Source organism: Halovivax sp. (assembly GCA_007119345.1).
GTDB lineage: Archaea > Halobacteriota > Halobacteria > Halobacteriales > Natrialbaceae > Halovivax.
The window spans coordinates 1-5,755 of the sequence record SKPV01000062.1; the positions used below are offsets into that span (position 1 = coordinate 1).

The window sequence follows — 5,755 nt, forward strand, 5'->3', positions numbered from 1 at the left end:
CGAACGTGGCGGACTGACGTGCGACCGTGACGACCCGACGTTCGACACGCTTTTGTCCCGGCCGGCGAAAGCCGCGCGCATGCTCGAACGGGACCGGATCATCGAGGCCGTCGCCGCCGTCGCCGTCGTCCTGGCCATGCTCGCGACCATGGCGTGGATCGGCTTCAGCTACGGTAGCGATTCCGCCCTCGGGGACGAGGGGGTGGACCTCATGATCGCCACGATCGTCGGCTTCATCCTCCTGGTGACCGCCCTCGGCGTGGCCCTCGCGTTCGTCCTCTCGGACCCGACGCCGCCGGACGCGGACGACGACGAGGGCGACGCCGGCGCCGAGGCGGACGCGTCGGCCTGATCCGCCGACGCCGACCCCCCGTCCGCCTCAGTTTCGACTCGACCGGATCGGGTTCGCGGGACCGGCCGATCGGGACGGGCCCGGACGAAGGGGCAGGCGTATGACCCTCCGGCCCGCACGTGTCGACGATGCGCGCCGAGCCCGAGATCTGCCTGACGAACGACGACGGCATCGACGCGCCCGGCATCGCGGCGCTCGACGGCGCCCTCGGGTCCGTCGGCTCGACGACCGTCGTCGCCCCGCGGGAGAACCGGAGCGCGGTCGGCCGGTCGCTCTCCTACGGGCGCGCCGGCGGCGGGGACGAGGTCGAACTGTCGGTGAGCTTCGCCGACGGGACGTTCACCTGCCCGGTCCCGCACGCCGACCACGAGCGCGGGATCGCCGTCGACGGCACGCCCTGTGACTGTGCGATCGTCGGCGTCAACGCCCTGAAGCCGACGCCGGACCTGCTGGTTTCGGGGTGTAACTCGGGCGCCAACCTCGGCGCGTTCGTCTTCGCGCGCTCGGGGACGGTGAGCGCGGCGATGGAGGCGGCCTTCCTCGGGACGCCCGCGATCGCCGTCTCGATGGACACCCTCGGCTACGAGCGCGAGTTGACCCCCGCCGACTTCGAACGCGCCGGCCGGATCGCGGCCGCGCTGACCGAGGCGGTCGTCGAGACCGACCTCCCAAAGCGCGTCGACTACCTCAACGTCAACGTCCCCCGGCCCGACCGCGAACTCGCGGGCGTCGCCGTCACCCGTCCCACGGAGGTCTACGAGATGGACGCCGCCTACCGCGACGGGCGCTTCGAGCTGACGAACGTGCTCTGGCGGGACATGGCCGCCGGCGAAATTCCGGATCCCCCGGGGACGGACCGGCGTGCGCTACTCGAGGGGAAGGTGTCCGTCTCGCCGCTTTCGGCCCCCTACGAGGTGCGAGACGAACCCGCGGTGCGCGAGACGATCGAGGCGGCCCTGGATGGCGTCGTTCCGGTGTGACCGCCCCGCCGTCGAGGATCACCCGAACGCGTCGAGGCGTCGAGGATCACCCGAACGCGTCGAAGAACATCGCGTACCACAGGCCGGCGATCCCCCCGACGATGGCGCAGACGACCGCGAGATGGACCGTCCAGTCGAGCGTCAGGAGGCCGGACGCGAGGAGCGCCCACCCCCCGCCGAAGGTCGCGCCGGTGACGACCCGCGCGAGCAGCAGCTCGTCGGCCTCCACGGACTCCCGGGTGATCCGCTTCCCGAAGTTGAGCCAGTCCGCCATCTCGTGGGGCCGTCTGACGCAGAAGGCGGCGACGGCGATCGCCACCGCGCCCAGCGTGACGAGCGTGGAGTCCGTCATCGACGTCGAGCCCGCACCGCACCCACAAACGAATTTCGGTGCTGATAGCTTCCTGGCGTGACGAACCCGACTCAGCCCTCGGCCTCCTCGCGGGCCTCCCGCCAGTCTTCGAGGTCGTCCTCGTCCTCGTCGTCGAGGCGCTGCTCGTAGTAGGCCATCGGGTGCGGGATCCGCTCGCAGAGGTCGTCCATGTTGACGCAGTCGCCGTACGATTGCATCGTCGCGCACGAGGGCGGGGAGTACTCGGTCGGCGAGGTCTCCCCGCGGATGTGATCGGTCTGGTAGCGGGTCATGTCCTCGCCGAACGAGGAGTTCACCCGGTAGAGCTCGACGATCTCGTCGGTGGTCATCCCGATCGAGGCGAGGAAGGCGGTGATCGCGAACCGGGAGTGGTGGGGCAGGTGCTCGCCCTTCTGGACGTCGTCGAGCAGCGCCTTCATGCACGGCGGGAAGAGCTCGGGGACGACGGTGTCGATCTCGCGGACGAGCTCGAGCTGGGCGCACAGCTCCCGGAGCTCCTCGGCCTCGGGCTCGAGGGCCGCCGCGATCGGGTCGGGGACGTCGAACGGCAGTCCCTCCTCGACGCGCCGCCGGACCGCCTCGCCGAGCAGCGTCAGCAGCTCCGTGCCGGAAACGGGCACCTCGCCGTCGGCGAGCGAGCGGTTGACCAGGCGCCACTCGTCGCCCCAGCAGTCGGCCGCCAGCGGCAGGTACGCGCCGACCTCGATCCGGTACTCCGCCGCCGCGTCGAACGCGGTGGGTCCTCCGCTCGCCGCGTCGACCGCCCCGGAACCCGCCCCGCCGGCCACTCCGGGGCCCGCCGTACCGGCCGCCGCCGCCTCGCGCACCGACCCCTCGAGGTCGAACTCCGCGAGGAGCGCCGGGAGGTCGAGGCCGGTGGCCGCGACGCTCTTGAGTTCGGCGGTCTCGCCGACGTCGGCGGCGATGCGTTCGCGGGCGACGGTCGCCTCCGCCCGGGCGTACCGTCGGACGAGCACCCGTTCTTCGACGAGCGAGACGAGCACGCGGGCGACGGGGTACGAGAGGAGCTCCGTCCGGTGATCGCGGACGGGGTCGCCGACCTCGCCCTCCTCGAGGGCGGTGACGACCCGCTCGCGGGCGCGCTCGACGACCGCGGGCTCCGTCTCCACGACCGTGGCCAGGTCGACGGCCTCCGCGGCGACCGCCTCCCGCGCGTCCCGGCGGAACGGGTAGCGGGCGTACAGCGGTTCCATGAGTGACGGTGAATGTCCGGGGATCGGGATAAACTCGACGGTCGACCGGTCGACCTCGCGACCGATCGCGGAACGGACTGATCGCGGAACGAACCGGCCTCCCGGTCGAAGCCGACGAGCGAGGGCGCGCTCGGCCGCCGCCGGCGTCGACGGCTATCGGGAGGGTTAATGAGCGCTCGCGCCGTCGGTGCCACCATGCCCCGCGCGAGCCGAGACGGCGTTTCGCTGTACTACGAGCGCGAGGAGGCCGAGGCCCACGACGCCGAGACCGTCGTCTTCCTGCAGGACGTCGGCCTCGGTCGGTGGTCCTGGCGCTGGCAGCGCGAGGCGCTGCGCGGCGATTACGACGTTATCGCCCCGGATACCCGCGGGACGGGGCGTTCGGAGACCGGCCTGCCGCCGCTGATTCCGTCGCTGCCCGCCCGACTGCGCCGTCCCGCGATCGCGACGCTGGCCGGTTACGCCGTCGACGGCCTCGCCGCGGACCTCGAGGCCGTCCTCGACGACGCCGGCGTCCGGGAGGCCCACCTCGTCGGGATCGGCCTCGGGGGGATGGTCGCCCAGGAGTACGCGCTGTCCCACGACCGCGCGCGCTCGCTGGCGCTGCTCGCCACGTCCCACGGCGGCGCCGACGCCGGAGCGATTCCCGACGACGCCCGCGAAGAACTGCTCGCCGCCGGTGGCGGCGACGACCGGGCGACGATCCGTCGGCGGATGCGGACCGAATTCGCCGAGCGATTCCTGCACCGCAATCCGCACCTGCTCGACCGGATCGTCGAGTGGCGCCTCGAGCAGGACGCCGCGGCGCCGGCCCGAGAGGCCCAGTTCGCGGCGACGACGGGCTTCGACGCGAGCGACCGCGTCGGCGGGATCCGGGTCCCGACGCTCGTCTGTCACGGCACCGACGACCGCGTCGTGCCCGTCGCGAACGCCCGGCTCCTCGCCGAGACGATTCCGGACGCCCGACTCGAGCCGATCGACGGCGGCTCGCACGCCCTCGCCGTCGAGCACGCCGACCGCGTCGGCGACCTCCTTCGAACGTTTCTCGCATCGCCCGACCGGACGGTCGAGACGGGCCGCGTGGCCGCGAGCGATCCGCCGGGCGGGCAGGTGTGACCGACGGCGGAGGCGGACGGACGGCCGAATCGTGACCGACGGCGGAGGCGGACGGACGGTCGGGTCGTGACCGGCGGCGGTAGTGGACGGACGATCGGGGCCGCGCCGTCCGCAGCGGGAGATCGCCGGCCCGGCCGTCGACGAGAGCACCGGCGGTCTGCCGACCGACGGGCGTCGACACACCCGAGAGAGGATCAGCGACCGCGACCGACCGCGGTCGGCTCCCGGGAGACGAGCAGGGTGCCGTCGCCCTCGACGGTCACCTCGAAGCCGGCGTAGGCGAAGGTGAGTCGCTGGGGGACGTCCGTCCGACCGGCGTGGTCGAAGAACGCGTCCAGCGCGTCGGGCTCGACGGCGTCGTAGAGTGGGTCGAGCCGCTCGGGGGCCGAGCCGGCGAGCTCCGCGACGGCCGCGACGACCGCCTCGGTCGGGCGCTCGTCGGGATCGATCTCGGTCACGTACGTCTGGGCGCCTGGCGGGGTCGACGCGTCGTCTGCGGGGACCATATCGGCTCTAGGGGCGTACGACGGGTGAGTATGGTCCTTACTATGTAACTTCGTTATGTAAGCAGGTTCGAACCGATCGGCGACCACGCTCGAACGGACTCCGCCATCGGCCCACCGCAACGACGCGCTCGGACGAACCCGCCATCGGCCCACCGCAACGTCGCGCTCGGACGAACCCGCCATCGGCCCACCGCGACGACGCGCTCGACGAACCCGCCATCGACCCACCGCGACGACGCGCTCGACGAACCCGCCATCGACCGTCGACGCGCCGTCACTCCGGCTCGCGAGCGCCGGTCACGAGCGTCTCGAGCAGCGCCCCGTCCGCCCCGGTCGCGAACAGGCGACCGAGGAGGGTCCGGTGGCCGCGGCGCAGCCGACCCGCGAGCGCCTGCCGCGAGATGTCGAGCTCCCCGGCCAGTTCGTCGAGCGTCGCCGTTCGCGCGTCGTCGAAGTAGCCCCGGCGGTAGGCGAGTTCGAGCGCCTCGAGCTGGGCCGTCGTCGGGTCGCTCCCGCCGTCGCCGTCCGCGGCGGCGAGGGGTCCCAGCCGGGACAGCGTCAGCGGGATCCCCGCGGACTCGCAGGCGGCCTGGAACGCGGCGATCGGCTCGTGACCGACCGCCCGGAGCCGGAGCGTCCACGATCCGTTCCGACAGCGTCCCGACAGCAGCGTCACCGGCGCGTCGACCAGCGCCGAGAGCGCGGCGCCGTCCTCGCCGCGCCGCTCGATCCGGTAGCGCAGTCCCTCCCCCTCGACCTCGTCGAGGAGGACGAGCGCGAGGTTCTCGCCCGAGGCCGCCACGGCCCGCTCGACGTCCTCCGTCGAGACGCCGCACACCTACACGTACGGACAGGGGCCGTCGCCGGTCGGAACCACGCGCTCGAGCTCGACGTCCGCCTCGGGGATCTCCGCGAACGCCCGCCCGAAGGGGGACGGCTCACCCGGGATCGAGAACTCGACCGCGGTCACCATACCGACGGACGTCCACGAGGGCTCACAAAAACCCAGCGACCGGTAACGGTTCGGTGATCGGAATCGGCGGGTGCGGTCGGGGCCGTGACCGAGGAGACGACGCCGTGATCGAGGAGACGGCGCGGTCTCACGCGGTCGCGTCCGGGAGCCGCCACACCGCGATCGCCGCCGCGAGCGTCCCGACCACGACGGCGACGACGCCGCCCGTCGCGACCGCCCACGGCGGAACGACGACGAGCCC

At 72.9% G+C, this 5,755-nt stretch carries 8 protein-coding genes; 3 read left to right on the top strand and 5 right to left on the bottom strand.

Annotation, left to right across the window (positions count from 1 at the left end):
- Positions 1 to 79 precede the first annotated feature (79 nt).
- Together QZT59_RS04595 and surE are read left to right on the top strand one after the other, a co-directional pair.
- The gene (locus tag QZT59_RS04595; protein WP_290811970.1) at positions 80 to 352 is read left to right on the top strand and encodes a hypothetical protein; all 273 of its coding nucleotides are present in this window, start codon (positions 80 to 82) and stop codon (positions 350 to 352) included.
- Positions 353 to 480: 128 nt separating this feature from the next.
- Positions 481 to 1,332 carry a 5'/3'-nucleotidase SurE gene (gene surE, locus QZT59_RS04600; protein ID WP_290811972.1) on the top strand — a complete coding sequence of 284 codons (852 nt, stop codon included), beginning with the start codon at positions 481 to 483 and terminating at the stop codon, positions 1,330 to 1,332.
- A gap of 46 nt (positions 1,333 to 1,378) precedes the next feature.
- On the opposite strand, the gene QZT59_RS04605 is transcribed toward surE, so the two are convergent.
- Complete coding sequence (locus QZT59_RS04605) at positions 1,379 to 1,684, bottom strand: hypothetical protein (RefSeq protein WP_290811974.1); 306 nt, start codon at positions 1,682 to 1,684, stop codon at positions 1,379 to 1,381.
- Between the two features lie 71 nt (positions 1,685 to 1,755).
- Positions 1,756 to 2,919 carry a DNA primase regulatory subunit PriL gene (gene priL, locus QZT59_RS04610; RefSeq protein WP_290811977.1) on the bottom strand — a complete coding sequence of 388 codons (1,164 nt, stop codon included), beginning with the start codon at positions 2,917 to 2,919 and terminating at the stop codon, positions 1,756 to 1,758.
- A gap of 195 nt (positions 2,920 to 3,114) precedes the next feature.
- On the opposite strand from priL, the gene QZT59_RS04615 reads away from it, so the two are divergent.
- A complete protein-coding gene (locus tag QZT59_RS04615; protein ID WP_290811980.1) occupies positions 3,115 to 4,035 on the top strand; it encodes an alpha/beta fold hydrolase in 921 nt (306 codons plus the stop codon).
- A gap of 194 nt (positions 4,036 to 4,229) precedes the next feature.
- Here the strand turns inward: QZT59_RS04615 and QZT59_RS04620 are convergent, their stop codons facing one another.
- From QZT59_RS04620 to QZT59_RS04630, 3 genes are all read right to left on the bottom strand, one after another.
- Positions 4,230 to 4,541: a HalOD1 output domain-containing protein gene (locus QZT59_RS04620; protein WP_290811991.1), complete on the bottom strand. Its 312-nt coding sequence runs from the start codon at positions 4,539 to 4,541 to the stop codon at positions 4,230 to 4,232.
- 274 nt (positions 4,542 to 4,815) lie between these two features.
- Positions 4,816 to 5,379, bottom strand: a complete 564-nt coding sequence (locus tag QZT59_RS04625) for a helix-turn-helix domain-containing protein (protein WP_290812002.1) — start codon at positions 5,377 to 5,379, stop codon at positions 4,816 to 4,818.
- The gene (locus QZT59_RS04630; protein WP_290812013.1) at positions 5,380 to 5,514 is read right to left on the bottom strand and encodes a hypothetical protein; all 135 of its coding nucleotides are present in this window, start codon (positions 5,512 to 5,514) and stop codon (positions 5,380 to 5,382) included.
- Between the last annotated feature and the right edge of the window lie 241 nt (positions 5,515 to 5,755).

Coding starts and splice junctions, on each gene's coding strand:
- QZT59_RS04595 (WP_290811970.1), top strand. CDS start 80: ATGCTCGAACGGGACCGGATCATCGAGGCCGTCGCCGCCGTCGCCGTC.
- surE (WP_290811972.1), top strand. CDS start 481: ATGCGCGCCGAGCCCGAGATCTGCCTGACGAACGACGACGGCATCGAC.
- QZT59_RS04605 (WP_290811974.1), bottom strand. CDS start 1,684: ATGACGGACTCCACGCTCGTCACGCTGGGCGCGGTGGCGATCGCCGTC.
- priL (WP_290811977.1), bottom strand. CDS start 2,919: ATGGAACCGCTGTACGCCCGCTACCCGTTCCGCCGGGACGCGCGGGAG.
- QZT59_RS04615 (WP_290811980.1), top strand. CDS start 3,115: ATGCCCCGCGCGAGCCGAGACGGCGTTTCGCTGTACTACGAGCGCGAG.
- QZT59_RS04620 (WP_290811991.1), bottom strand. CDS start 4,541: ATGGTCCCCGCAGACGACGCGTCGACCCCGCCAGGCGCCCAGACGTAC.
- QZT59_RS04630 (WP_290812013.1), bottom strand. CDS start 5,514: ATGGTGACCGCGGTCGAGTTCTCGATCCCGGGTGAGCCGTCCCCCTTC.